This is a genomic window from Streptomyces sp. NRRL F-5650 (assembly GCF_000721365.1).
GTDB lineage: Bacteria > Actinomycetota > Actinomycetes > Streptomycetales > Streptomycetaceae > Streptomyces > Streptomyces ardesiacus.
Map to the genome: position 1 here is coordinate 1 of NZ_JOGV01000036.1, position 23,852 is coordinate 23,852.

The window sequence follows — 23,852 nt, forward strand, 5'->3', positions numbered from 1 at the left end:
GCCCCGAAGCCCGCCCGCACGCGCCCCCGCCCCCGAGCCGTCCCGGCGCCCGCCCTCCTGCCCTGCCCGGCCCGGCATCCGCACCGGCCCCGGTCTCGCCCCCCGGGGGCCGTGAGTCCGGACCGTGATCTGTTCGGAACCGTTCCGCGCCGTCCCGGGGGCGTCTTCGTGCGTCGTAGAGACATCAGTCGCCACGAACCCGGGGGTCCCACGATGCAGGCACGACGACAGGAACCGAGAAGACCGGCGGCCCGGGGGCCCGTTTCGCGTGCCCGTGCCGTGAGCGGTCTGCTGCTGGTCGCCGCGCTCGCCCTCAGCGGCTGCAGCGCCTCGGACGCCGGCTCCGACTCCGGCTCCCACGCGGGCGGCAGGGCCGAGGCGGCCGCGCCGCAGAAGGACTCGCAGGGGACCGGATCGCGGGCCGACGGCCGGGCCGGTGCCGCCGGGAGGGGTGCGAGCGCGCCGTCGGAACCCGTCCCGAACCACATCGTCCGCACCGTCTCGCTGAGCGTGCAGGTCGAGGACACGCCGAAGGCGCTCGCCGCGGCCCGCACCGCGGCCGAGGACGCGGGCGGCTACGTCGGTGACGAGTCCACCACCCGCGACGCGGAGGGCCACGAGCGGACCCGGGTGACACTGCGCGTGCCCGTGGAGCGCTACGAGGGCGTGCTCGACGAACTGGCGGGCGCCGGGAAGCTGCTCAGCCGCGAGGCCAAGGCCGAGGACGTCACCGACCAGGTGGTGGACGTGGACAGCCGCGTCAAGTCGCAGCGCGCCAGTGTGGCCCGTGTCCGGGAGCTGATGGACCGGGCGACGGAGCTGGACGACGTGGTGACCCTGGAGGGCGAGCTGAGCACCCGTCAGGCGGAGCTGGAGGCGCTGCTCGCCCGGCAGGCGTCCCTGAAGGACCGCACGAGCCTGGCCACCGTCACCCTCTCCCTGTCGGAGACCCCGGTGCAGCGCGCCGGGGAGAAGGAGGACGAGGACCCCGGGTTCCTGGACGCGCTGGCCGGCGGCTGGCACGCCTTCGTGACGATGCTGCGCTGGCTGGCGGTGGTGCTCGGCGCGGTGCTGCCGTTCGCGGCGGTGGCGGCGCTGCTGGCGCTGCTGTGGCTGCGGGTCGTACGCCCCCGGCTGCCGCGCAGGCCGGAGACACCGCGCGGCGGGGAGACCGGGGCGCGGGACTGAATCGCACGCGGAGGGTGCCGAAGGGCCGTGAGGGGTCCCGTCCACGTAGCGTGTGCGCATGGACATGAGCACCGGGGGCGGGAAGCGGGAACGGCTGGTCGTGATCGGCGGGGACGCCGCGGGGATGTCCGCGGCGTCCCAGGCGCGCCGGCTGAAGGGCCCGGACGAGCTGGAGATCGTGGCCTTCGAGCGCGGGCACTTCGCCTCGTTCTCGGCATGCGGCATCCCCTACTGGGTCGGCGGCGACGTGGCCGGCCGGGACGACCTGATCGCCCGTACGCCCGAGGAGCACCGCGCCCGGGACATCGACCTCAGGATGCGCACCGAGGTCACGGAGATCGACGTGGCCGGCGGGCGGGTACGCGCGCGTGACGTCGATTCCGGGGACGAGTCCTGGACGTCGTACGACAAGCTGGTGATCGGGACCGGGGCGCGGCCGGTCCGGCCCGAACTCCCGGGCGTCGACGCGCCCGGCGTGCACGGGGTGCAGACGCTGGACGACGGGCAGGCGCTGCTCGACACGCTGGCACGCACGCGTGGCCGCCGCGCGGTGGTCGTCGGCGCCGGGTACATCGGCGTGGAGATGGCCGAGGCGCTGATCAACCGCGGCTACGAGGTGACGGTCGTCAACCGCGGCCGGGAGCCGATGGCGACCCTGGACCCGGACATGGGCCGTCTGGTGCGCACGGCCATGGAGGGCCTCGGCATCACCATGGTGAACGGCGCCGAGGTCACCGAGGTGCTGACCGGGGACGACGGCCGGGTCCGGGCGGTGGCGACCCGGGACGACGAGTTCCCGGCGGACGTGGTGGTGCTCGGCATCGGCGTACGTCCCGAGACCGCGCTCGCCCGGGCCGCGGGGCTGCCGCTCGGCGCGCACGGCGGGCTGCTGACCGACCTGGCGATGCGGGTGCGCGGCCACGAGAACATCTGGGCGGGCGGCGACTGCGTGGAGGTGCTGGACCTGGTCTCCGGGCAGGAGCGGCACATTCCGCTGGGCACGCACGCCAACAAGCACGGGCAGGTGATCGGCACCAACGTGGGCGGCGGTTACGCCACCTTCCCGGGCGTGGTCGGCACGGCGGTCAGCAAGGTGTGCGACCTGGAGATCGCGCGGACCGGCCTCAGGGAGAAGGACGCGCTGCGGGCGGGCCTGCGGTTCGTGACGGCGACCATCGAGTCCACCAGCCGCGCGGGCTACTACCCGAACGCCTCCCCCATGACGGTGAAAATGCTGGCCGAGCGGCGCACCGGGCGGCTGCTCGGGGTGCAGATCGTCGGCCGCGAGGGCGCGGGCAAGCGGGTCGACATCGCCGCGGTGGCCCTCACGGCCGGGATGACGGTCGAGCAGATGACCGCCCTGGACCTCGGTTACGCGCCGCCGTTCTCCCCGGTGTGGGACCCGGTGCTGGTGGCCGCCCGCAAGGCGGTCCGGGCAGTGGAGCAGCGGGGCTGAGCGGGCGCCGGGCGCGCGGGCCGCGGGTGCGCCGACCCGTGGTCAGGCCGTCCCGTTGATGCGGTCGATGGCCTGCCGCGCCTGCTCGGCCGGGGGCCGGGCGGGCAGTGAGGACACGGGGGCCGGGCCGGTCGTCGGCGCCGGGGCGCTCACCGCGGGCGGCTGCTCGCCGGCCGGCCTGGCGTGGGTCGCGGCCCGCGTGGTGCGCAGCCGGCGGCTCACCGCCTCGTCCAGCGTGACCGGCCGCTGCGTCTGCGCGGCCAGCCTCCCCGCCTCCTGACCGAGCCGGGCGACGTCCTCCCAGGGCAGCCGCAGCACGAGGGCGACCTCGGCCTCGCCGTCGGGCAGGGCGTGCAGGGCCGGAGCCGGTGTGACCCGTTCGTTCATCGCCTGTTCCTCACGTCGTCCCCGCGTCCCGCCTTCCCGGGACCACGGGCGGTTGAGAGGGCATACGTACACACGGACGGAGGCGTTCAGCGGGCGAACCGGTTCACCGTCCGCCGGGCGGGCAGTAGTGACTCGTGGTCATCCCCGTCCATGACGTGAACCCGGCGCGCCGCACCCCGTGGGTGACGTACGCGCTGATCCTCGCGAACGTCCTGGTGTTCCTGTTCACCCCCGGCATGACCGGGTCGGTGACGGGTGGCGGCAGCCTGGCGCAGATGTGCGACCAGCAGGCGTTCCTGGACCACTGGGCGGCCGTGCCGCAGGAGCTGCTCCAGCACCGGATGCCGCGCCTGGTGCCCACCGGCGCGGTGGGGATCGGCCCGCAGGGACCCGGTTGCGTGGTCGCGCCGCCGGGTTACGACAAGTCGCCGGAGCTGAGCGTGCTGACGGCGATGTTCCTGCACGGCGGCTGGCTGCACCTGCTGGGCAACATGCTGTTCCTGTGGATCTTCGGCAACAACGTCGAGGACCGGATGGGCCACCTCCCCTTCCTGCTCTTCTACGGCGTCTGCGGCTACGCGGCGACGTACGGCTTCGCCCTTCTCAACGCGGACTCGGCCGAGCCGCTGATCGGTGCGTCGGGCGCGATCGCCGGGGTGCTCGGCGCCTATCTGGTGCTGTATCCCCGGGCCCGCGTGTGGGTCCTGGTGCCCTTCCTGATCTTCCTGCCGCTGCGGCTGCCGGCCTGGCTGGTGCTGGGCTTCTGGTTCGTGCTGCAGGCGGTCTACTCCTCCGGCGGCGCGGTCTCCGACGCGGGCACGGTGGCGTACGTGGCGCACGTCGTCGGCTTCGTCGTCGGCATGCTGATCGCCTGGCCGCTCAGGCGGGGCACGCCGCCCCCGCCCGAGCCGCGCGGGCTGCTGTTCGGCAGGCGGGCGCGTCCCGGGTGGTGAGCGGCCCTCAGGCGGGGGTGGTCGCCTCGCCCTGGGCGACGGGCTCGGGGGCGGTCCAGCGGATGCGGGTGCTGCACAGCGCGACGGCGCCCGCCGACGCGGCCACGGCGCCCATGCCCCACGCCAGGTCGCTGGCGCCGGCGATGAAGCCGATGAGCGGCGGACCGGCCAGCAGTCCGGTGGTGCCCATGGCGGCGACCAGCGTCAGCGCGTCCGAGCCCTGCCGGGCGGCGGCGGCGTAGACGCAGGGGGTCACGGCGGCGATGCCCAGGCCCATGCAGGCGAAGCCCGCGAGCGCCGGTGCGACCCCGCCGCTGACCAGGGCGAGGGCGAGGCCGGTGCCGGCGACGGCGCTGCCGAGGAGGACGACCCGTCCGTCGCCCCAGCGGCTGCGCCAGCCGTCGGCGAAGAGGCGGGCGACGACCATCATCCCGGACACCACGGCGATGCCGAGCGGGGCGAGTTCCGCCGACGCCCTGGCGATGTCCTTGAGGTACAGCGCGGACCAGTCGTTCATGGCGCCCTCGGCCACGGTGCCGAAGACCATGGCGCAGCACATCCACAGGGTCAGACGGGAAGGGAGCGTCCAGCGGCGGCGGTCCGGCTTCGGCTCGGCGGGGGTCTCCGCGGGGGCCGGGGCGTCCTCGTCGAGCAGCCCGGTGCGCGCGGCGGCGCCCAGCGCGAGGAGCAGGACGGCGGCGGCGGCGAAGTGCGCCGCGACCGATCCGGTGGCGGCGGTCATGCCGGAGGCGAGCAGCGCCGCGAGCAGGGAGCCCGCGCTGAAGACGGCGTGGAGTCTCGCCATCGTGTTGCGTTCGTGCCGTGCCTCCAGGGCCGCGCCCTGGGCGTTCATGGCCACGTTCAGGCAGCCCACGAGGACGCCGTCGGCGCACATCACCAGCAGGGCGACGGGGTAGTTGGGTGCCGCCGCCAGGGCGAGCAGCAGCAGGGCCAGGCCCAGTTGGGACAGCAGCGCGAGGCGGCGCGAGCCGATGCGGCGCATCAGCCAGGCGACCGCCGGGAAGGACACCGCGGCGCCGACCCCCGCGGCCATCAGGAGCACCCCGACCTCGGCCGCGCTCAGGTCCAGGTCGGTCTTGATGGCCGGGATGCGCGCGGCCCAGGTGGCGTACTGGAAGCCGAGGGACAGGAACAGCGCGGCGATCGCCAACTGGCCGCGCAGGAAGGGGTCGTGGAGACGGGACACGCGCAATCAGCTCACTTCGCGCAGGATGGGTGCGGGCGGGAGGGCGGAGGGACGGTCACGGGCCGGGCGGGCGGCGGCGACCGCCCGGGACATGTAGACGGCACCGCCGCCGTACGCGTCGTCGGGCACCACCCCCGGCTCGGGCACGAAGCCGCGGGCCGACCAGAACCGCTCGGTGCCGCCCACCGCGACCAGGGAGATCCGCCGGTCCCCGCGAGCCCGGGCGGTGCCGGTGAGGTGGCGCAGGAGGTGCCGGGCGAGTCCTCGGCGGCGCAGGCCCGGAGCGACCACGATGTCGTGCAGGTGGAGGTTCCCGAGGTTGCCGGGCGGGACGGCCTCCCGGACCGCCTCCGTCCGCGTCAGGTCCGGGTAGCGGTGCGGCGGGTACGGCAGCGCGAGCAGGTAGCCGGCCGTGCGGGCGCCGACGTCCACGACGAAGCAGGTGTCCGGCGACGCCGCCGCCCTGGACTGCAGCGCGGTCCGGCCCTCCGACAGGCCGAGGCCGCCGTAGGCGTCCCGCTCCAGCGTCACGACCGCGTCCCAGTCCCCGTCGGCGAGGGGGCGTACGCGCACGGTGTCAGTCATCGGCTCCGGTTCCCTCCGGGCGGTCCGCGAAGGCGTGCGGGAGCGGGGCGAAGCCGTTGAAGCCCAGGGTCGTGTAGCTGGTCGCGTACGCGCCGCAGGACAGCACCCAGACGGGGTCGCCCGAGGCCAGCGCCGCGGGCACCCGGACGAGCCCCGCCTCGTGGGAGTAGGCGTCGTCGCTGTCGCAGGTGGGTCCCGCGACCACGGCCGGGACGTGCGGACCGTCGGGGTCGTGGCCCGGGAAGACCAGCGGGTACTGGAGGGCGTCCATCTCGTACAGGCCGTTGAACTTGCCGCAGCTCAGGTACAGCCAGTGCTGCCGTTCGCCGTTGGCGGCCCGGCGTTCGGCGAGGCGGGTGACGTGGGCGCGGATCGCGCCGTGGTCGGCGACCAGGTGCCGTCCGGGTTCGACGACGAAGTCCAGGGGGCCGCCGTGGATCCGGCGCAGTTCGTCCATGCCCTCCCGGACCACCGCGAAGATCTTGTCGAGCGGTGGGTCGAGGCGGGCACCGCGCCGGTCGTGGTAGCCGAGGGCGGGCAGGCCGCCGCCGAGGTTGACGTGGTCGACGCGGATGCCGCGGCGGCCGAGGGCGCGCAGGACGTCGCCCAGGTCCTCGACGGCGCCGTGCCACGCCTCCCCGGTCATCTGCTGGGAGCCGACGTGCACGGACAGGCCCGCGGGTACGAGCCCGGCGTCCCGGGCCGCCGCCAGGACGCGGACGGCGTCGCCGGGCGGGCAGCCGAACTTGTTGCTCAGCCCCCACACCGCGCCCGCCCCGCCGGTCGCCACCCGGCAGAACACGCGGGCGCCGGGGGCGTGTTCGGCCAGGGCGGCCACGTCCTGGAGGCTGTCGGTGGCGAAGGTGCGCACGCCGAGCCGGTACGCGTCGGCGATGTTCCGGTCGGACTTGACGGTGTTGCCGTAGTGCACGCGGTGGGCCGGCATCCCGGCGCGCAGCGCCTGCTCGACCTCGCCGGGGCTCGCCGCGTCGGCACCGGCACCCCGGCGGGACAGCGCGGCGAGGACCCCGTCGAGCGGGCAGGCCTTCACCGCGAACCGCACCTGTACGCCGGGCAGTTCACGGCGCAGGGCGTCGAGACGGCTCCCGATGCCGGCCAGGTCGTACACGATCCGGTCGCCGGTGGCGGCGGCGAGGGCCGCGGCAAGCGGCTCCCCGAGGTCTGTACCGGGCACCGTGCTCGCGGCGCTCACCGCAGCGGTCCCGAGGGCGCGGCGAGGGGGGTGGCCCGGGCCGCGGTCACCAGGGTCTCCCACGCCTCCGTGAGGAGGGCGAAGTCGGCCATGTCGTCGCGTGCCTCGGCCAGGAGGCGGGCGCGGCGGCCGGACAGGTGGTCGGCGACGTCGGCGTACCGGCCGCCGAGCCGCCGGTAGGCGGTGTCGAGGGCGTCGAGCCTGCGGGTGTTCTCCGCGGTGTCGAGGCCGGTGCTCTCGCGGGCCAGGGCGGCGACGGCGTCGGGGCGGGCCCGGCCGTGCTCGTCCAGCAGCGTGTCCCCCGCCTCGGCCATGCGGTCGTAGACGTGGTGGAAGTAGAGCATCGACAGCAGGAACTTGGCGAAGCGGGTCTGGTAGGCGAGGAAGCCGGGGCCGGTCCTGCGTTCTCCGGTGTAGTAGTTGACGATGTTGCGGTTGTGCAGCACGCCGGGCAGCCCGGCGTCGTGCACGAGGTGGATGAGGAAGTAGTCACTGCCGATGGTGTCCCGGGCGGGCGGCAGCGGCACGCGTTCGCTGACCGTCGGGCCGTGGAAGGCGATGTTGCACATGTCCACGCGCATCGGGTCGACCACCGTCAGCAGCGCGTGGTCGGCCGTGAAGGGTTCCGTGCCGGCGCCGGCGAAGGACTCCTCGACCAGCTCCCGCTTCCGTTCGCCGGACCAGTGCTCGGGCGCCCAGAGGGAGACGACGTCGTGGTAGACACCGGGGTCGGCGTCCCGTATCTGCGCGATGTCGACGGAGAGTTCCCCCACGAAGGAGCCGCCCACCATGGCGACGCGGCGTTCGAGGAGCGGGGCCGGCAGCCGCGACTCGGTGACGCGGGGCACGGCGTCGGCGGCGCGCGCCCCGAGGGAGGCCAGTTCGTGGTGGACGGGGAAGACCGTACGGCCGTCCACGCGCTGGTAGCGGCTGTCGGAGTCCCTGCGGTGGACGGAGTCGCAGCCGAGCGCCGCCGCGATCAGGAAGGCGCGGTTGGTGCAGGCGCCGTAGGACAGTCCGTCGGGGAGCATCAGGTCGAGGAGCAGCCCGGGTTTGGCGTTGCCGGAGCGCGCGATGGTCCGGGTGAGGAAGTCGCGCTGGGCGGCCTCGTCGAGGTGGTGCGCGGTGACCCGGGGGTGGTCCGGCAGCCGCCGCAGGACCTCGGCGTGGGCGGCGCGGTCCGCGGGCGGGCAGGAGTCGAGGACCAGGAGATGGACATCGATGTCGAAGTGGCCCGCAGCGTAGGCGGCTTCCTCGCCCAGGGCCGCGACGGTGTCCGGGCAGCGCCGGTTGGTGGGGAGGGTCAGGCAGATACGGCGCATGCGGCGTCCCCGGTGGCTTCGTCGTTCGCCTCGTCGGTGTCGCCGCCGTCGGTGCCGGCGTCCGTGTGCCAGGACTCCAGGCCCAGCAACTTCGCCCCCAGCTCCGTCAGTTCGGCGGGGCCGTAGCGCTCGGACTCGGGCCGGCGGGCGTCGCCGAGGAGGGTGGCGTTCCAGTCGGGGGTGGCGAGGGTGCGCCAGGAGTCGACGCGGGAGTCGCGCAAGGTGCGGTGGGTCTCCAGCGCGGGCATCATCGACAGGTACTGCACCGCGCGGACGCCCTCGCCGGAGACGTTGGGGGCGACGCCGTGGGCCAGCAGGCCGTTCCAGATGAGCAGGTCGCCGGCCTCCAGGTCGGGCCGGACGACGGGCATGTCCTCGCGGTCGATCGCGGGGCGGATGGGGTCGCGGTCGTCGGGCTGGAGGGCCTTCCAGCGGTCGAAGCGCCGGAACAGCTCGGGGCAGCACTGGAATCCGCCGTGGTCCGGCTTGGTGTCGTTGAGCGCGATGATGCCCTGGACGCGCTGCGGCAGGACGCCCTGGGAGGTGTCGACGTCCCAGTGCAGCTCGATGTCGAAGCCACGGTCCGGCTTGTCGATCAGCGCGCGGTCGCGGTTGCCCACGTTGGGCGGGTTGAGGTTGAGCCGGTCCAGGGTGACCCACAGCTCCTCGCAGTCCCACACGTCGACGAAGGCGTCGTATACGCGCTGCGTCTGGCGGCTGTCCCAGATGAGCTGGTGGTGGTACGCCTCGACGAAGCCGTAGATGTGCAGTTCCCGGTCGAGGTCGGAGCGGTACTCGCGGTCCTGGTACCAGGTGTCGGGGCGGTCGGGGTCGAGCCCCTGGAACTCCCAGGCGAAGTCGAGCAGTCGGCGTGCGGAGCCGGCGGGTATCGCCTCCTTGACGACGACGTAGCCGTACGTCTGCCAGTGGGCGAAGTCCTCCTCGGACAGCACCCGCAGCGGACGCGTCTTGTCGAGGTCGCGCAGTTGCGTGCGGGCCAGGTAGGTGTCGGCGTCCGCGCTGAAGTAGGGGCGGTCGCAGGGGGCTCGGTGGAGGAAGGAATCGGGCGTTGCCATGCGGTGCTCCAGATCCTCGCCGTCGCCCCGTGCGGGCAACGGCGGTGCGTGCGACGGTGGTCGGCCGTCGCACATGAGGTCGGTGGTGGCAGCGGGTGCCCGCTCGCGGCACGGGGCGGGAGCGGGGGGACGGGGCGGATCGGACGGGGTGTTCCCCGGTCCGCGCCCCCGTCCGGAAATGGTCGTCTCGTCCGGGGTGGTCGTCACGGAAGTCGTCGCCACGACGGCGGTCTGCGCAGTCCGGTCGCGGCTGGTGTCCGGCGCGGTAACTGGAGTCGCATGGGCCCCTCGCCGAACTTGCGCCTCACAATGGACTAGACCAAGGGAAGGTGTCAACACCCCTCCGGAGCGGCGGAGTTGTTACTTCCGAGTTCGATTACCGGCACCCTTGACACGTCTGGTTAACCTGAACGCGCACCCGCTTGGTCTATACCAAGAGTCCATCCGAAAGGCGCGGCCGATGTCCTCCAGCAAGCACAGCAACGAGTTGCGCCGGCTCGCGCTCTCCGTCCTGCAGCCGGGTTTCGTGGGCACCGAGGCGCCCGACTGGATCCTGCGCGACATCGGCGACGGGCTGGCCTCCGTCGTGCTGTTCTCCCGCAACATCGTCTCCATCGAGCAGGTCGCCCGGCTGACCGCCCGGCTCCGCGCGGAGAACCCCGACCTGATCGTCGCGATCGACGAGGAGGCGGGCGACGTCACCCGTATCGAGTCGGCCACCGGCTCCTCCCGCCCGGGCAACTTCGCCCTCGGCACCGTCGACGACGCGGAGCTGACCGGGGCGGTCGCCGCCGACCTCGGCCGGCAACTGCGCGCCGCCGGGGTGAGCCTCGACTACGCGCCGAGCGCGGACGTCAACTCCAACCCGGACAACCCGATCATCGGCGTACGCTCCTTCGGTTCGGACCCCGACGTGGTCTGCCGGCACACCACCGCGTGGATCCGCGGCCTCCAGTCCTCCGGCGTCGCCGCCTGCGCCAAGCACTTCCCCGGCCACGGGGACGTCGCCGTCGACTCCCACCACGACCTGCCCGCGTACACGGCGGGGTTGGACGAGATCGCCGCCCAGGCGCTGCCCCCGTTCCGGGCCGCCCTCGCCGCCGGGGTGCGCGCGGTGATGAGCGGCCACCTGCTGGTGCCGGCCTACGACCCCGACCTCCCGGCCACGCTGAGCCCGCGGATCCTCCAGGGCCTGCTCCGCGAGGAGTTGGGCTTCGACGGCCTGATCGTGAGCGACGCCATCGAGATGGGCGCGGTCACCCGCCGGTACGGCATCGACGGCGCCACGGCGAAGGCCGTCGCGGCGGGGGTGGACGCCGTCTGCGTGGGCGGCGAGAGCGCCGAGGAGGCGACCGTCGCGCTGCTGGTCAAGGCACTGGTCACGGCGGTGACGGGCGGGGAGCTGCCCGAGGAGCGGCTGGCCGACGCGGCGGGCCGGGTACGGGAGTTCGCGCGCTGGTCGGCCGGGCTGCGGGTGGCCGGGGCCGCCGGGGATCCGGCCGGGGACGGCATCGGGCACGTCGCCGCGCGCCGGGCCGTGCGCCTCACCGGCGCCGCGCGGGCCGCGCTCCCGCTGACGGCACCGCCGCACGTGGTCGAGCTGGCCCCGGTGACCAACATGGCCATCGGCCAGGAGACCCCGTGGGGCGTGGCCGGCCCGCTGCGGGAGCGGCTGCCCGGCACGACCTCCGTGCGGGTGCGCGGGCAGGAGCTGGAGGAGGGGACGGTGGCGCTGGAGAGCTGCGCCCTCGAACCGGCCGCGGGGCGCCCGCTGGTGATCGTCGCCCGCGACGCGGCCCGGCACGCCTGGATGAGCCGCGCGGTGACCGGTCTGACCGCGGCCCGCCCGGACGCGATCGTCGTGGAGATGGGCCTGCCGGGCACCACCACGGCCGCACCGGCCCAGATCTTCACCCACGGCGCGAGCGCGGCCTCCGGCGTGGCCGCGGCGGAGGTCCTCACGGGGGCGAGCGCGAGCTGAGCGCGGCACTCCGGGAGATCGCACCCCGGTGGCGGCCGACCACACCGGACCCCACCCGCGGACCGAGCCGCAGCACCCACCGACCGGCACTCCCCGCCACGCCCGGGCGCCGAGCCGGGGCGGCCGCGGCGACGTGGCCACCCCACGGAACCGCGCGGGCGGTCCCGGATTCCCACGACTCCGGGCGTGGCCGCGCCGGAAGCCCTCACCGGGGCGACTGGAGGCCGAGCCAGGTCGGCCACCGACCACCGATCCGGTGCCTCCGGAAAACCGGACCCCGGTGGCCGACCACGCCGGACCCCACCCGCGGACCGAGCCGCAGCACCCACCGACCGGCACTCCCCGCCACACCCGGGCGCCGAGCCGGGGCAGCGGGCCGGGTCAGGTGGGCCGCAGAGCAGCGCGCCGCGTCACGCCCCCGCAGCCGCCGGGCCGGACGCGGGTGGCGTGGTCGCCCCGGGATGTCACACGGGTGGGCCCTGAATCAGCGGGCGGTCCGGGTGTGGACGTACTCCACGAGGCGGGTCAGCGTGTCCGGGTCGGTGGTCGGCAGGACGCCGTGGCCCAGGTTGAAGACGTGGCCCTCCAGGCTTGCCGCCGCGTCCAGGATCTCGCGGGTCTTGGTCTCGACCGCCTCCCGGCCGGCGAAGAGGACGGCCGGGTCCAGGTTGCCCTGGAGCGCCTTGCCGGGCCCGACGCGGCGGGCCGCCTCGTCCAGCGGGACGCGCCAGTCGACGCCGACGACGTCCGCCCCGGCCTCGCCGAGGAGGCCCAGCAGCTCGCCGGTGCCGACGCCGAAGTGGATGCGCGGCACCCCGTACCCGGAGACGGCCTCGAAGACCTTGCGGGAGGCGGGCAGCACCGAGCGGCGGTAGTCCGCCGGGGACAGCGCGCCGACCCAGGAGTCGAAGAGCTGGACGGCACTCGCGCCCGCCTCGATCTGCACCTTCAGGAAGGCGGCCGTGATGCCGGCCAGCCGGTCCAGGAGGTCGGCCCAGAGCTGCGGGTCGCCGTACATGAGGGCCTTGGTGTGCTCGTGGTTGCGGGACGGGCCGCCCTCCACGAGGTAGCTGGCCAGCGTGAACGGCGCGCCCGCGAAGCCGATCAGCGGGGTGGCGCCCAGCTCGCGGGTGAGCAGGCCGAAGGCCTCGGTGACGTAGGTGACGTCCTCGGGGGTGAGTTCGCGCAGCCGCGCCAGGTCCGCGCGGGTGCGGATCGGCTCGGCGACGACCGGGCCGACGCCCGGCTTGATGTCGAGGTCGATGCCGATGGCCTTGAGCGGGACCACGATGTCGCTGAAGTAGATCGCCGCGTCCACGCGGTGGCGCCGCACCGGCTGGAGGGTGATCTCGGCGACCAGTTCCGGCCGCATGCAGGACTCGAGCATCGGGACGCCCTCGCGCACCTTCAGGTACTCCGGCAGCGAGCGCCCGGCCTGCCGCATGAACCACACGGGCGTGTGCGGCACCGGCTCACGCCTGCACGCCTTGAGGAACGCGGAGTCGTACGTGGCGGTCGGCTGCATGCCCGCGGGGCTCTGGTTGGCACTCACACCGGCAAGTCTCGCATGTCCCCCGCACCGCACCGGACCTCGGGTGGGACGGCTTGCGCACGCCGCGCGGGACCGCGTGATCCGGACATCGCGCCCGCACGCGGGTGTCCCTCCCTGCGCCGGGCCGCCGTTCCGCTTAATGTTCCCCGCATGGCTGCGGCTCAGGGACGACTGTCGGACGGCGCTGGCGGAATGGACGACGCGAGGGGGGCCGAGGAAGAGGCCCGGCACAAGGGGAGTCACGACGGGACCGGCGGGAGCACGGTACCGCCGGCCTTCACGGCCGCCGTGGAGGCGCTGCGCGCCGCGCGGCTGCGGCCGCAGATCGAGGTGGAGGCGACCCGCGCACCGCAGCGGCTCGCGCCCCACGCGTACGCGCTCGAAGCGGCGGTCGTCGACGGCGACGAGGACCTGGCGGACGGGCGGCTGGTGCTGCTGCACGACCCGGCCGGGCACGACGCCTGGCACGGCACCTTCCGGCTGGTGACGCTGGTGCGGGCGGAGCTGGAACCGGAGATGGCGGCGGATCCGCTGCTGCCGGACGTGTGCTGGTCCTGGCTGACCGGCGCGCTCCAGGCGCGCGGGCTGACATACGGCGAGCCCAGCGGCACGGTCACGCGTGCGAGTTCCCACTACTTCGGAGGGCTCTCCGCCCGCCCGTCCGCCTCGCAGATCGAGATCCGGGCGTCCTGGACCCCCCGCGAGGGCCTGGGCGGCGTCCCGGACACCGCGGCGCACCTCGCCTCGTGGTGCGACCTGCTGGCCCAGGTCGCGGGCCTGCCGCCGGCCGCGCCGGGCGACGCCTCGGTCGTGACGCTGCCGCAGCGGCGCGGCCCGCAGTCCCGCTGATCGCACCAGCTCCCGTTCATGTGTCCGGGTGTGGCATCCGCATGCCCGGAGGAGGTTCCGTCACTTTGTCGATACGGCCACTTTCGGGCTCGTTATCGACAAAGTGCGAAACCGTTCGATCTTCGAATGATCGACAGCGTGTCCGAATTGCTCGGATTGTTACTCACCAGATCGTGATCATTCTCTAAAGGCGGACGCCTCCGGTGCCGAAGACGACTGTGACCTTGAAAGCACGGTTCGTCCCGGCTTCCCCCATGAGCCGGCCCCGTCCCCGCACCCCAGGAGGCCTGGTGTCCGTTCTCCTCGAGCAGCCTGCAAGCCTGGTCGCCTACCGCCCGAACAAGCCGACCGCCATGGTGGTCGTGGCCGACCCCCGCGTCCGTTCCACCGTCACCCGCCACCTGTGGGCGCTCGGTGTGCGCGACGTGATCGAGGCCTCGTCCGTCGCGGAGGCTCGTCCCCGCATCGGCAACCCCCGCGACATCTGCGTCGCCGACGTCCACCTCCCCGACGGCTCCGGCCTGACCCTGCTGTCGGAGACCCGCGCCGCGGGCTGGCCCAACGGGCTCGCCCTGTCCGCCGCCGACGACATCGGCGCCGTGCGCAACGCCCTGGCCGGCGGCGTGAAGGGCTACGTCGTCACCGGCACCCGCACCAACGTCGGGCTCCCCACCCGGCCGGGTGCCGCCCCCATCGGCGCCGCCGCCGCCCGTCTGCACCGCCGTCCCCCGGGCGCCCCGAGCCACCCGGGCGGCTACCGCGAGCTCTCCGGCCGCGAGGTCGAGGTGCTGCGGCTGGTGGCGGAGGGGCAGTCGAACAAGGCGATCGGCGTCTCGATGGGCCTGTCCGCCCTCACCGTCAAGAGCCACCTGGCCCGCATCGCCCGCAAGCTGGGCACGGGCGACCGCGCCGGGATGGTCGCGGTGGCCCTGCGCACGGGCATCATCCACTGACCGCCCGGCCGATCCCCCGCCCGCACTGTTCCCGCTCTCCCCTCCCCCTCCCCACCGCTCCGGAATCGCCGCTCATGAAGCCGATGATTCACTGACCTGACTGGTTTACGACCCCCCGGCGCCCGCCGACGGAACGTTCCGTCGGCGGGCGCCGTCGATCCACCGATACCCTTGACAGGTGACCGACGCCCACGAAACCGCAGCAGACCGTCCACTGCGAACCACCGGAGGCGCCCCTCCGGACGACGCCGGATCTTCTGTGAGCCGGGCGCCGATCCCCCTGCTCGAACCCCGCGAGGGCATTCCGCCGGTGATCGCCGACGCGGACGCCCTCGCCGAGGTGACCGCCGCCTTCGCGGGCGGCAGCGGCCCCGTCGCCGTCGACGCCGAGCGCGCCTCCGGGTACCGCTACGGGCAGCGCGCGTATCTGGTGCAACTGCGCCGCGAGGGCGCGGGGACGGCCCTGATCGACCCGGTGGCCTGTCCCGACCTCTCCGGTCTCGGCGCCGCGATCGCCGACGCGGAGTGGGTCCTGCACGCCGCCACCCAGGACCTGCCGTGCCTGCGGGACATAGGGATGGTCCCCGCCCGCATCTTCGACACCGAGCTGGCGGGCAGGCTCGCCGGGTTCCCGCGGGTCGGCCTCGGCGCGATGGTGGAGAACGTCCTCGGCTTCGTCCTGGAGAAGGGCCACTCGGCCGTCGACTGGTCCACGCGCCCGCTGCCCGAGCCGTGGCTGCGCTACGCGGCGCTCGACGTCGAGCTGCTGGTCGACCTGCGGGACGCCCTGGAGAAGGAGCTGGACCGCCAGGGCAAGCTGGAGTGGGCCCGTCAGGAGTTCGACGCGATCGCGTCGGCCCCGCCGCCCGAGCCGCGCAAGGACCCGTGGCGCCGTACGTCCGGCATGCACAAGGTGCGCCGGCGCCGCCAGCTCGCCGTGGTGCGGGAACTGTGGCAGGCGCGGGACCGGATCGCGCAGCGCCGGGACGTCTCCCCCGGCAAGGTGCTCGGGGATGCGGCGATCGTCGAGGCCGCGCTCGCCCTGCCGCCCAACGCGCACGCGCTGGCCGCGCTGAACGGCTTCGGGCGGGTCAACCGCCGGCAGCTCGAGCAGTGGCAGATGTCGGTGGACCGGGCCAGGTCGCTGTCCGAGTCGCAGTTGCCGCAGCCCGGTCAGCCGGTCACCGGCCCGCCGCCGCCGCGGGCCTGGGCCGACAAGGACCCCGCCGCCGCGGCCCGGCTGACCGCGGCACGCGCGGGAGTGACGGCGCTGGCGGAGCGGCTGAACATGCCCCAGGAGAACCTGATCACGCCGGACACCGTGCGCCGGGTCTGCTGGCAGCCGCCCGAGACGGTCGACGCCGAGTCGGTGAGCGCGGCCCTCGCCGGACACGGGGCCCGTCCCTGGCAGGTGGAGCAGGTGACGCCGGTCCTGGTCGCCGCGCTGAGGGGCGAGGGGGCGTAGGCGGCGCGACGGCGGTTTCCGGCCGGAATCCGAGGTGGCGCCCGGCCGGGCGGTGCTCCGGTGGTGTGACGGGCGGTGTGACCTTCGCCGCTCCGGCCGGGGGGACTGGGCAGCTACGTTACTCATAAGTAGCATGGGGCTGAGCGCGCGCTCAGTGCATGCGTGCCGCAGCAGTGCCATCCCGCACCCTGGAGGAGAGCCATCGTGCCTCGTACCGTCAGGGACGTCGTCTTCGTCGACGGCGTCCGCACCCCGTTCGGCAAGGCGGGCCCGAAGGGCATCTACCACGAGACCCGCGCCGACGACCTGGTCGTGAAGGCGATCCGGGAGCTGCTGCGCCGCAACCCCGGTCTCGACCCCAAGAAGGTCGACGAGGTCGCCGTCGCCGCGACCACGCAGATCGGCGACCAGGGCCTGACCATCGGCCGCACCGCCGGCATCCTGGCGGGCCTGCCCACCTCGGTCCCCGGCTACTCCATCGACCGCATGTGCGCGGGCGCCCTGACCGCCGTCACCACGGTGGCCGGATCGGTCGCCTTCGGCGCGTACGACGTCGCGATCGCGGGCGGTGTCGAGCACATGGGCCGCCACCCGATGGGCGAGGGCGTCGACCCGAACCCCCGGTTCGTCAGCGAGAAGCTGGTCGACGAGTCCGCCCTGTTCATGGGCATGACCGCCGAGAACCTGCACGACCGCTACCCGAGCATCACCAAGCGGCGCGCCGACGAGTACGCGGTGCGCTCGCAGGAGAAGGCCGCCAAGGCCTATGCCAACGGCCAGATCCAGGCCGACCTGGTGCCGGTCTCGGTGCGCCGCACCAACGAAGAGGCCGGCGAGACGGGCTGGGGCCTGGTCACCGCCGACGAGCCGATGCGTCCGGGCACCACGCTGGAGAACCTGGCGGGCCTCAAGACGCCGTTCCGCGTGCACGGCCGGGTCACCGCGGGCAACGCGGCCGGTCTGAACGACGGCGCGACCGCGTCCCTCATCGCGAGCGAGGACTTCGCCCGCGAGAACGGCCTGCCGGTCAAGATGCGCCTGGTCTCCTACGCCTTCGCGGGCGTCGAGCCCGAGGTCATGGGCTACGGTCCGATCCCGGCCACGGAGAAGGCCCTGGCCCAGGCCGGTCTGTCGATCTCCGACATCGGCCTGTTCGAGATCAACGAGGCCTTCGCCGTCCAGGTCCTCGCGTTCCTGGAGCACTACGGCATCGCCGACGACGACGCCCGCGTCAACCAGTACGGCGGCGCCATCGCCTTCGGCCACCCGCTGGCCTCCTCCGGCGTGCGGCTGATGACGCAGCTCGCCCGCCAGTTCGAGGAGCAGCCGCACGTCCGCTACGGCCTGACCACCATGTGCGTCGGCTTCGGCATGGGCGCGACGGTCATCTGGGAGAACCCGCACTTCGAGGGGGACAAGTGAGCACCACCGCCAAGCTGCTGAAGGGTGCGGCCGAGCTGTTCCCGGGCGAGGTCGTCACGCAGGCGCACGTACGCCACTTCGACCTGCCCCTGGGCGCGGGCCGGTTCGCGCTGATCACCCTGGACAACGGCCACGACCACACCAAGCCGACCACGCTCGGCCCGCAGTCGCTGGCGAACATCGACGCCGCGATCGACCAGGTCGAGAAGGAGGCCGCGGACGGCGACATCGTCGGCGTCGGCGTCACCGGCAAGCCGTTCATCTTCGCGGTCGGCGCCGACCTCAAGGGCGTCGAGCTGCTGAAGCGGCACGAGGACGCGCTGGCCATCGGCAAGGGCGGCCACGACGTCTTCAAGCGGCTGGCGGGCCTGGCCGTGCCGACCTTCGCGTACTACAACGGCGCGGCGATGGGCGGCGGCGTCGAGATCGGCCTGCACTGCGCGTACCGCACGGTGTCGGCGGCGCTCCCCGCCTTCTCGCTCCCCGAGGTCTTCCTCGGCCTGGTTCCCGGCTGGGGCGGCTGCACGCTGCTGCCGAACCTGATCGGGGCCGACAAGGCCGTCTCGGTCATCATCGAGAACAGCCTCAACCAGAACAGGCAGCTCAAGGGCCAGCAGGTCTTCGAACTCGGCATCGCGGACGCGATCTTCGAGGGCGCGGACTTCCTGGAGCAGTCGCTGATCTGGACGGCGTCCGTCCTCAAGGGCGAGATCGTCGTCGAGCGTCCCGTGGTCGACCGCGGCGAGGCCTGGGACGAGGCCGTCGCCAAGGGCCGTTTCCTCGCCGACGGCAAGGTGCACGGCGCGGCCCCGGCCGCCTACCGCGCGCTGGACATCATCGCCGCCGCCAAGAACGGCGACCTCCAGCAGGGCTTCGACGCCGAGGACCAGGCCCTCGCCGACCTGATCATGGGCGGCGAACTCCGCTCCGGCATCTACGCCTTCAACCTGGTCCAGAAGCGCGGCAAGCGCCCCGCGGGCGCCCCGGACAAGTCGCTGGCCCGCCCGGTCACCAAGGTGGGCGTGGTCGGCGCCGGTCTGATGGCCAGTCAGCTCGCGCTGCTCTTCCTGCGCCGCCTGGAGGTGCCGGTCGTGCTGACCGACATCGACCAGGAGCGCGTCGACAAGGGCGTGGGCTACGTCCACGCCGAGATCGACAAGCTGCTCGGCAAGGGCCGCGTCAACCAGGACAAGGCCAACCGCCTCAAGGCCCTGGTGACCGGCGTCCTGGACAAGGCCGAGGGCTTCGCCGACGCCGACTTCGTCATCGAGGCCGTCTTCGAGGAGATGGGCGTCAAGCAGAAGGTCTTCGCGGAGGTCGAGGCGGTCGCCCCGGCGCACGCGATCCTCGCGACGAACACCTCCTCCCTCTCCGTCTCGGAGATGGCGTCGAAGCTCAAGCACCCCGAGCGGGTCGTCGGCTTCCACTTCTTCAACCCGGTCGCGGTCCTCCCCCTGCTGGAGATCGTCCGCGGCGAGCAGACCGATGAGGCCTCGCTGGCCACGGCGTTCGGCGTCGCCAAGAAGCTGAAGAAGACCGCGGTCCTGGTCAAGGACGCCCCGGCGTTCGTCGTGAACCGCATCCTGACCCGCTTCATGGGCGAGATCCAGAACGTCATCGACGAGGGCACCCCGGTGCCGGTGGCGGAGAAGGCGGTGGAGCCCCTCGGCCTGCCGATGTCCCCGCTGGTCCTCCTCGAACTGGTCGGCCCGGCCATCGGCCTGCACGTCTCGGAGACCCTCAACCGGGCCTTCCCCGAGCGCTTCACGGTCTCCCCGAACCTGAAGGCGGTCGTCGAGGCGGGCAAGCGCGGCTTCTACGTCTACGACAGCGGCAAGCCCGAACTGGACCCGGAGGTCGCCGCCCTCCTCAAGCAGGGCGACACCGTCCTGACCGAGGAGCAGGTCCGCGACCGCGTCCTGGACGCGGTGGCCCAGGAGATCGGCCTGATGCTCGACGAGGGCGTCGTCGCCGAGGCCCAGGACATCGACCTCTGCCTGATCACCGGCGCCGGCTGGCCCTTCCACCTGGGCGGCATCACGCCGTACCTGGACCGCGAGGGCGTCTCGGAGCGTGTGAACGGCAAGCGGTTCCTGGAGGCGGGGGTGGCGTCGGTTCCGGCGTAGTCCCCGTACCCCGGCGAAGGGCCCCCGCCGTCCGGCGGGGGCCCTTCCCGTGTCCCGGCCCGGTCAGTAGCCGTACGGCGTCGCCCCCGCGGGTGCGTGGACGACGGCGAAGGGGATCTGCGCGGCGGGTGACTCGTTCCCGACGGCGTCCACGGCGAACACCTCCACCGCGTGCCGGCCCTCCTGCCACGGCCACCCCGGGTCCCAGGCCCAGCGTCCGTCGGCCGCGACGGGCGTCCCCCCGAGCAGCGTGCCGCCCGCCCGGAACCCCACCTGCGCGGCGCCCCGGGCCAGGCCGGTGAAGCGCACCGCCGGGGTCGCCAACTGCTCGTACGCCACCGGGGAGTGGACCATCGGCGCGGGCAACCGCCCGAGCGGGGAGGAGACCGCGTCGACCGGTGCCGCGCCCTGCGCCGGGACCCCGCCCGCGCCCGGGCCCGCGTCGACGGCGAGGGCGGTGAACGGGACGACGGTCCCCTTGGTCTTGCGTCCCTCCGCGTCCCACGCGACGGCCTTGACCAGGTGCTTGCCCTTGCTCCACGGCTTGTCCCGCTGCCAGGACCAGGTGCCGTCCGCGGCCACGGCCGGCGACGCCAGGAACTTCCCGTGCTCCCACAGGCTCACCCGTACGGCGCCGGGCGCGGACCCGGTGAAGTACACGCCGTTCACCGGCACCTCGGAGTCCACCGCCGGATGGGTCACCACCGGCATGGCGATGGTGCTGGGCCGCTCCGTCGAAGTGGCGGCGAGGTAGGTCTTGATGGCCGAGGTGTCCCGCTGCGGCTCCTCGTAGCCGTTGCGCACCATGCCCAGCCGCGGGGGCAGCCCGTCGGCGAGCATGTTGATGAGCCCCATGAGGAAGGGGACGTTGCGCCTGGTGACGTCCGAGTGGCGGGTGATGTGCGGGGATTCGCTGTAGATGAAGTTGAAGTTGTCGTACCCCTGGAAGAGTCCGAGGAACGGCTCCACCTGTTCCTTGTACTGCTCGTCCTGGGGCGAGGAGAGCAGGTAGATGTTGGCCTGCCGGCCGACGCCCGAGCGCACCAGGTCGGGCAGGAGCGCGTCGACCGCCCGCACGTTCTCCTCCGGGACCCCTTCCCCCAGCATGAACCGGGCGACCTTGGGGTGCACGGTCTTCACGTAGGTGCCGATCAGGAACTGCGGGACGATGGAGACGATGTTGCCGAAGCCGTAGCGCAGGCCGAAGTAGAGCGCCGCGCTGCCGCCCTTGGAGCCGCCCCACAGCGTCACGCGGTCCGGGGTCAGCTCCAGCGCGTTCATCACCTTGGAGATGACGCCGATCACGGACTGCTCCAGGGAGAAGTCCATTCCCTCGCACAGGTAGTAGCTGCGCATGCCGCGGAACCGGTCGCGGATCCAGAGGATGTTGGCCCGCACCGGGTTGAGGACACCGTTCGACCAGCCGTAGTCGTCGGGCACCCCGAAGTTGGAGAACACGACGACGAGATGGCGGTTCCCGCCCTTCCCGTGGGTGAACCGGTACTCGACGGGATACGCGCCCGAGGTGTCGGTCCCGCTGAGCAGCTCGCGCGCTTTCGACGGTGCGTTCGGCATGTGTGGCTTCCAGTCGTGAGGTGTTCGTCGTGAGTGGCCGTCGGTTCAGTACCGCGGCGGGAGGTGACCGGCGGGCACGAGGGGGCCGACGACCGTGAACCCGGCCGGGCCGGGCGCGGACTGCGCACCGTGCGCGTCCACGGCGACGGCCTCCACCAGGTGCGGCCCCTGCGGCCAGGCCCAGCCCGGGTCCCAGCTCCAGAGCCCGTCCGGCGCGACCGCCACCGCGCCCAGGAAGACGCCGTTCTCCTGGAAGCCCACCCGCACCGCGCCGGGGGCGGTGCCGTGGAACACGAAGGACGCGCCCACCTGCTGCTGCGGCGCGGGCACGGAGACGACCGGCGGGGCGGGCACGGCCGGGGCGACCGGGGCGGCCGCGGGCGCGGTCACCACCGTGAAGGGCACCTCGACCCGGCTGGAGTGGAAGCCCGCCGGGTCCACCCCGAAGACCTTGACCACGTGCTTGCCCGTGGCCCACGGCTTGGCCGACTGCCAGGACCACGTGCCGTCGGCCGCCACGTCCGGCGAGGCCACGAACTTGCCGTTCTTCCAGATGCTCACCCGGACCGCTCCCGGGGCCAGCCCCTCGAAGCGGACGCCGCCGTCCGGGAGTTCGCCGTTGTAGGGGGGCACGGTGACCACGGGGGGCGCGAACGCGTCGGTGTCCTGCACCTTCGAGGTGGCCGAGAGGTAGGCGGAGATGTCCGACTGGTCGCGGTCGAACTCCTCGGCCGCGTGCCGCACGAACCCCAGGCGCGGGGCGTAGCCGTCGGCCAGCAGGTTCAGCAGACCCACCAGCGCGGGGACGTTGCGCCGCGTCACCGTGGCGTGGCCGGTGATCGTCGGGGACTCGCTGTACAGGAAGTTGAAGTTCTCGTAGCCCTGGAACATCCCGAGGAACGGCTCCACCTGCACGGTGTAGTGCTCGTCCTGCGGCGAGGAGAGCACGTAGATGTTGGCCCCGGGGTTGGCCCCGGCGCGCACCAGGTCGGGCAGGAGGGCGTCCAGGACCCGGGCGTTGTGCGGCGCCTGCGGTCCCTCGCCGAGCATGTAGGCGCCGACCTTGGGATGCCGCTTCTCCAGGGCGTCGCCGACGAGGAACTGCGGGACGATCGCCACGATGTTCCGGTAGCCGTACCGCAGCCCGAAGTAGAGTGCGGCGCTGCCGCCCTTGGAGCCGCCCCACAGCGTGACCTGGTCCGGCGTGAGCCCGAGCGACCGCATCACGTTCGAGATGAGCGTCTGGACCGAGTCGGCCAGGCCGAAGTCCATGTTCCGGCACAGGTAGTAGGCGTTCGTGCCGTCGAAGCGGTCGCGGATCCACAGGATGTTGGCGCGCACGTTGTCGAAGACCCCGTTGGACCAGCCGTAGTCCTCGGGTGCCGAGAAGTTGGCGAACACCACGACGAGGTGGCGGTTGCCGCCCTTGGCGTGCGAGAACCGGTACTCGACCGGGAACGCCCCCGACGCCTCGATCCCGTTGAACAGCTTCCGGCCGCTCGTGGGTGCTTTCGCCATGTACGGAACTCCAGTCTCAGGGGCAGATCGTCGGATTGGCTCCGAATCATCTGATCGGACATGATGTCGGGATGCCTCCCGTGGCTTCCCCGCCCGCGCCCCGCCGTCGTCCCCGCCCCGGGCTGACCGCCCTGGCCTCGGTGCTCGCGGTGACGGGCGTCCTCGCCGTGCTGCTGAGCCCGGCCGTCACGCACAGCGCGCGGCTGCGCCCTTCCGAGAGCACCCTGACGGTGGCCACCTGGAACATGTGCGGCGTCCGGCAGTGGGGCTGCGCGGACACCGGCGGGGCCGACGAGAAGCGGCGGGCGGTGGAACGGCTCGTGCGGGCCGGGGCCGGCGTCGTGCTGCTCCAGGAGGCCTGCGCCACGCACGCCGAGTCGGTGCGCGCCGCGCTCGGCGGCTCCTGGCGGCTGGCCTTCCGGCCCTACACCTGGCGCACCGGCGCCGGGCACGAGGGAAGGGTCCGCTGCGAGGGGCGGGGCCTGGGCACGGCGGGCATCGCGATCCTCTCGTCCCGCCCGCTGTCCTCGGTACGGCAGGTCCCCTCGCCCCAGCCGGAGGCCGGGGTGCGGCGCGGCATCCTGTGTGCGGACGTCGAGGCCGTCGGCGTCCGGGTGTGCAACGCCCATCTGAGCCTTCCCGGCTCCGACCGCGCGCACCCCGGACGGGAGTACCGGGACGCCCAGTTGAGGGCGTTGGCCGGGGCGGTGCCGGGGCGGCGCGTCGTGTTCGGCGGCGACTTCAACCTGAACCCGCCGGGCGCCCGCAATCCGGCTTCCCGGGTGTGGCCGTCCGTCGTCTACGACGTGTACCGGGAGTGCGACCAGGGCGACGCCGCGGACCGGTCGGCCCGGCCGACGCACGTGTCCGGTCACAAACTCGACTACCTGTTCACCGGGTTGCCCGTCGCCGCGTGCACGCTGCGCGACACCGGGGTCTCCGACCACCGCGCGCTGCTGATGCGGGTGGCCGCCCGCTGAGGCGACGCCGGAAGGGCGCCCGGCCGCCGCCCCGGGAACGGGGT

General features: G+C 73.5%; 19 protein-coding genes. 10 read left to right on the forward strand and 9 right to left on the reverse strand.

Annotated features, from left to right (window positions below):
• The first annotated feature begins 213 nt into the window (after positions 1-213).
• Together IG88_RS0127360 and IG88_RS0127365 are read left to right on the forward strand one after the other, a co-directional pair.
• Positions 214-1,188, forward strand: coding sequence for a DUF4349 domain-containing protein (locus IG88_RS0127360; RefSeq protein WP_031046630.1), 975 nt, complete (start codon positions 214-216; stop codon positions 1,186-1,188).
• Between the two features lie 58 nt (positions 1,189-1,246).
• Positions 1,247-2,644 carry an FAD-dependent oxidoreductase gene (locus IG88_RS0127365; protein WP_031046633.1) on the forward strand — a complete coding sequence of 466 codons (1,398 nt, stop codon included), beginning with the start codon at positions 1,247-1,249 and terminating at the stop codon, positions 2,642-2,644.
• A 42-nt stretch (positions 2,645-2,686) separates the two neighbouring features.
• Here IG88_RS0127365 and IG88_RS0127370 read toward each other — a convergent pair whose 3' ends face one another.
• Positions 2,687-3,031 carry a hypothetical protein gene (locus IG88_RS0127370; protein ID WP_031046635.1) on the reverse strand — a complete coding sequence of 115 codons (345 nt, stop codon included), beginning with the start codon at positions 3,029-3,031 and terminating at the stop codon, positions 2,687-2,689.
• Between the two features lie 134 nt (positions 3,032-3,165).
• On the opposite strand from IG88_RS0127370, the gene IG88_RS0127375 reads away from it, so the two are divergent.
• Positions 3,166-3,984 carry a rhomboid family intramembrane serine protease gene (locus IG88_RS0127375; protein ID WP_031046638.1) on the forward strand — a complete coding sequence of 273 codons (819 nt, stop codon included), beginning with the start codon at positions 3,166-3,168 and terminating at the stop codon, positions 3,982-3,984.
• Positions 3,985-3,991: 7 nt separating this feature from the next.
• Here IG88_RS0127375 and IG88_RS0127380 read toward each other — a convergent pair whose 3' ends face one another.
• From IG88_RS0127380 to IG88_RS0127400, 5 genes are read right to left on the reverse strand one after another with little or no spacing between them, the layout of a single operon-like run.
• Positions 3,992-5,191 carry an MFS transporter gene (locus IG88_RS0127380; protein ID WP_031046640.1) on the reverse strand — a complete coding sequence of 400 codons (1,200 nt, stop codon included), beginning with the start codon at positions 5,189-5,191 and terminating at the stop codon, positions 3,992-3,994.
• 6 nt (positions 5,192-5,197) lie between these two features.
• The gene (locus tag IG88_RS0127385) at positions 5,198-5,776 is read right to left on the reverse strand and encodes a GNAT family N-acetyltransferase (RefSeq protein WP_031046642.1); all 579 of its coding nucleotides are present in this window, start codon (positions 5,774-5,776) and stop codon (positions 5,198-5,200) included.
• Positions 5,769-6,989: a type III PLP-dependent enzyme gene (locus tag IG88_RS0127390; protein ID WP_234332319.1), complete on the reverse strand. Its 1,221-nt coding sequence runs from the start codon at positions 6,987-6,989 to the stop codon at positions 5,769-5,771. Before IG88_RS0127390 ends, IG88_RS0127385 begins: the two co-directional genes overlap by 8 nt.
• On the reverse strand, positions 6,986-8,311 hold the full coding sequence (locus IG88_RS0127395; protein ID WP_031046647.1) for a DUF6271 family protein: 1,326 nt from the start codon (positions 8,309-8,311) through the stop codon (positions 6,986-6,988). Before IG88_RS0127395 ends, IG88_RS0127390 begins: the two co-directional genes overlap by 4 nt.
• Positions 8,293-9,387: a phytanoyl-CoA dioxygenase family protein gene (locus IG88_RS0127400; protein ID WP_031046650.1), complete on the reverse strand. Its 1,095-nt coding sequence runs from the start codon at positions 9,385-9,387 to the stop codon at positions 8,293-8,295. The genes IG88_RS0127395 and IG88_RS0127400 overlap by 19 nt, the downstream gene beginning before the upstream one ends.
• 460 nt (positions 9,388-9,847) lie before the next feature.
• Between IG88_RS0127400 and IG88_RS0127405 the strand changes: the two genes are divergently transcribed.
• The gene (locus tag IG88_RS0127405; protein ID WP_031046653.1) at positions 9,848-11,368 is read left to right on the forward strand and encodes a glycoside hydrolase family 3 protein; all 1,521 of its coding nucleotides are present in this window, start codon (positions 9,848-9,850) and stop codon (positions 11,366-11,368) included.
• Positions 11,369-11,852: 484 nt separating this feature from the next.
• On the opposite strand, the gene hemE is transcribed toward IG88_RS0127405, so the two are convergent.
• Positions 11,853-12,920, reverse strand: coding sequence for a uroporphyrinogen decarboxylase (gene hemE, locus IG88_RS0127410; protein WP_031046656.1), 1,068 nt, complete (start codon positions 12,918-12,920; stop codon positions 11,853-11,855).
• A 150-nt stretch (positions 12,921-13,070) separates the two neighbouring features.
• Between hemE and IG88_RS0127415 the strand changes: the two genes are divergently transcribed.
• The 5 genes from IG88_RS0127415 (at position 13,071) to IG88_RS0127435 (ending at position 19,735) form a co-directional block, all read left to right on the forward strand.
• Positions 13,071-13,769 (forward strand): DUF3000 domain-containing protein, encoded by a 699-nt coding sequence (locus tag IG88_RS0127415; RefSeq protein ID WP_037836809.1) that lies wholly within the window; start codon positions 13,071-13,073, stop codon positions 13,767-13,769.
• 290 nt (positions 13,770-14,059) lie between these two features.
• Positions 14,060-14,722 (forward strand): response regulator transcription factor, encoded by a 663-nt coding sequence (locus IG88_RS0127420; RefSeq protein WP_003972894.1) that lies wholly within the window; start codon positions 14,060-14,062, stop codon positions 14,720-14,722.
• Positions 14,723-14,900: 178 nt separating this feature from the next.
• On the forward strand, positions 14,901-16,187 hold the full coding sequence (locus IG88_RS0127425) for a ribonuclease D (protein WP_031046663.1): 1,287 nt from the start codon (positions 14,901-14,903) through the stop codon (positions 16,185-16,187).
• A 204-nt stretch (positions 16,188-16,391) separates the two neighbouring features.
• Positions 16,392-17,609, forward strand: coding sequence for a thiolase family protein (locus IG88_RS0127430; protein WP_031046666.1), 1,218 nt, complete (start codon positions 16,392-16,394; stop codon positions 17,607-17,609).
• Positions 17,606-19,735 carry a 3-hydroxyacyl-CoA dehydrogenase NAD-binding domain-containing protein gene (locus tag IG88_RS0127435; protein ID WP_031046669.1) on the forward strand — a complete coding sequence of 710 codons (2,130 nt, stop codon included), beginning with the start codon at positions 17,606-17,608 and terminating at the stop codon, positions 19,733-19,735. The genes IG88_RS0127430 and IG88_RS0127435 overlap by 4 nt, the downstream gene beginning before the upstream one ends.
• A 63-nt stretch (positions 19,736-19,798) precedes the next feature.
• On the opposite strand, the gene IG88_RS0127440 is transcribed toward IG88_RS0127435, so the two are convergent.
• Positions 19,799-21,310, reverse strand: coding sequence for a hypothetical protein (locus IG88_RS0127440; protein ID WP_031046672.1), 1,512 nt, complete (start codon positions 21,308-21,310; stop codon positions 19,799-19,801).
• Positions 21,311-21,355: 45 nt separating this feature from the next.
• The gene (locus IG88_RS0127445; RefSeq protein ID WP_031046674.1) at positions 21,356-22,828 is read right to left on the reverse strand and encodes a hypothetical protein; all 1,473 of its coding nucleotides are present in this window, start codon (positions 22,826-22,828) and stop codon (positions 21,356-21,358) included.
• Between the two features lie 71 nt (positions 22,829-22,899).
• On the opposite strand from IG88_RS0127445, the gene IG88_RS0127450 reads away from it, so the two are divergent.
• Positions 22,900-23,808 carry an endonuclease/exonuclease/phosphatase family protein gene (locus IG88_RS0127450; RefSeq protein ID WP_031046677.1) on the forward strand — a complete coding sequence of 303 codons (909 nt, stop codon included), beginning with the start codon at positions 22,900-22,902 and terminating at the stop codon, positions 23,806-23,808.
• The last annotated feature ends 44 nt before the right edge of the window (positions 23,809-23,852 follow it).

What these genes read in the sequence shown, in the direction of transcription:
- IG88_RS0127395 (WP_031046647.1), bottom strand. Translation starts at nt 8,311, where the DNA reads ATGCGCCGTATCTGCCTGACCCTCCCCACCAACCGGCGCTGCCCGGAC.
- IG88_RS0127365 (WP_031046633.1), top strand. Translation starts at nt 1,247, where the DNA reads ATGGACATGAGCACCGGGGGCGGGAAGCGGGAACGGCTGGTCGTGATC.
- IG88_RS0127400 (WP_031046650.1), bottom strand. Translation starts at nt 9,387, where the DNA reads ATGGCAACGCCCGATTCCTTCCTCCACCGAGCCCCCTGCGACCGCCCC.
- IG88_RS0127445 (WP_031046674.1), bottom strand. Translation starts at nt 22,828, where the DNA reads ATGGCGAAAGCACCCACGAGCGGCCGGAAGCTGTTCAACGGGATCGAG.
- IG88_RS0127385 (WP_031046642.1), bottom strand. Translation starts at nt 5,776, where the DNA reads ATGACTGACACCGTGCGCGTACGCCCCCTCGCCGACGGGGACTGGGAC.
- IG88_RS0127415 (WP_037836809.1), top strand. Translation starts at nt 13,071, where the DNA reads ATGGCTGCGGCTCAGGGACGACTGTCGGACGGCGCTGGCGGAATGGAC.
- IG88_RS0127450 (WP_031046677.1), top strand. Translation starts at nt 22,900, where the DNA reads ATGCCTCCCGTGGCTTCCCCGCCCGCGCCCCGCCGTCGTCCCCGCCCC.
- IG88_RS0127440 (WP_031046672.1), bottom strand. Translation starts at nt 21,310, where the DNA reads ATGCCGAACGCACCGTCGAAAGCGCGCGAGCTGCTCAGCGGGACCGAC.
- IG88_RS0127360 (WP_031046630.1), top strand. Translation starts at nt 214, where the DNA reads ATGCAGGCACGACGACAGGAACCGAGAAGACCGGCGGCCCGGGGGCCC.
- IG88_RS0127370 (WP_031046635.1), bottom strand. Translation starts at nt 3,031, where the DNA reads ATGAACGAACGGGTCACACCGGCTCCGGCCCTGCACGCCCTGCCCGAC.
- IG88_RS0127405 (WP_031046653.1), top strand. Translation starts at nt 9,848, where the DNA reads ATGTCCTCCAGCAAGCACAGCAACGAGTTGCGCCGGCTCGCGCTCTCC.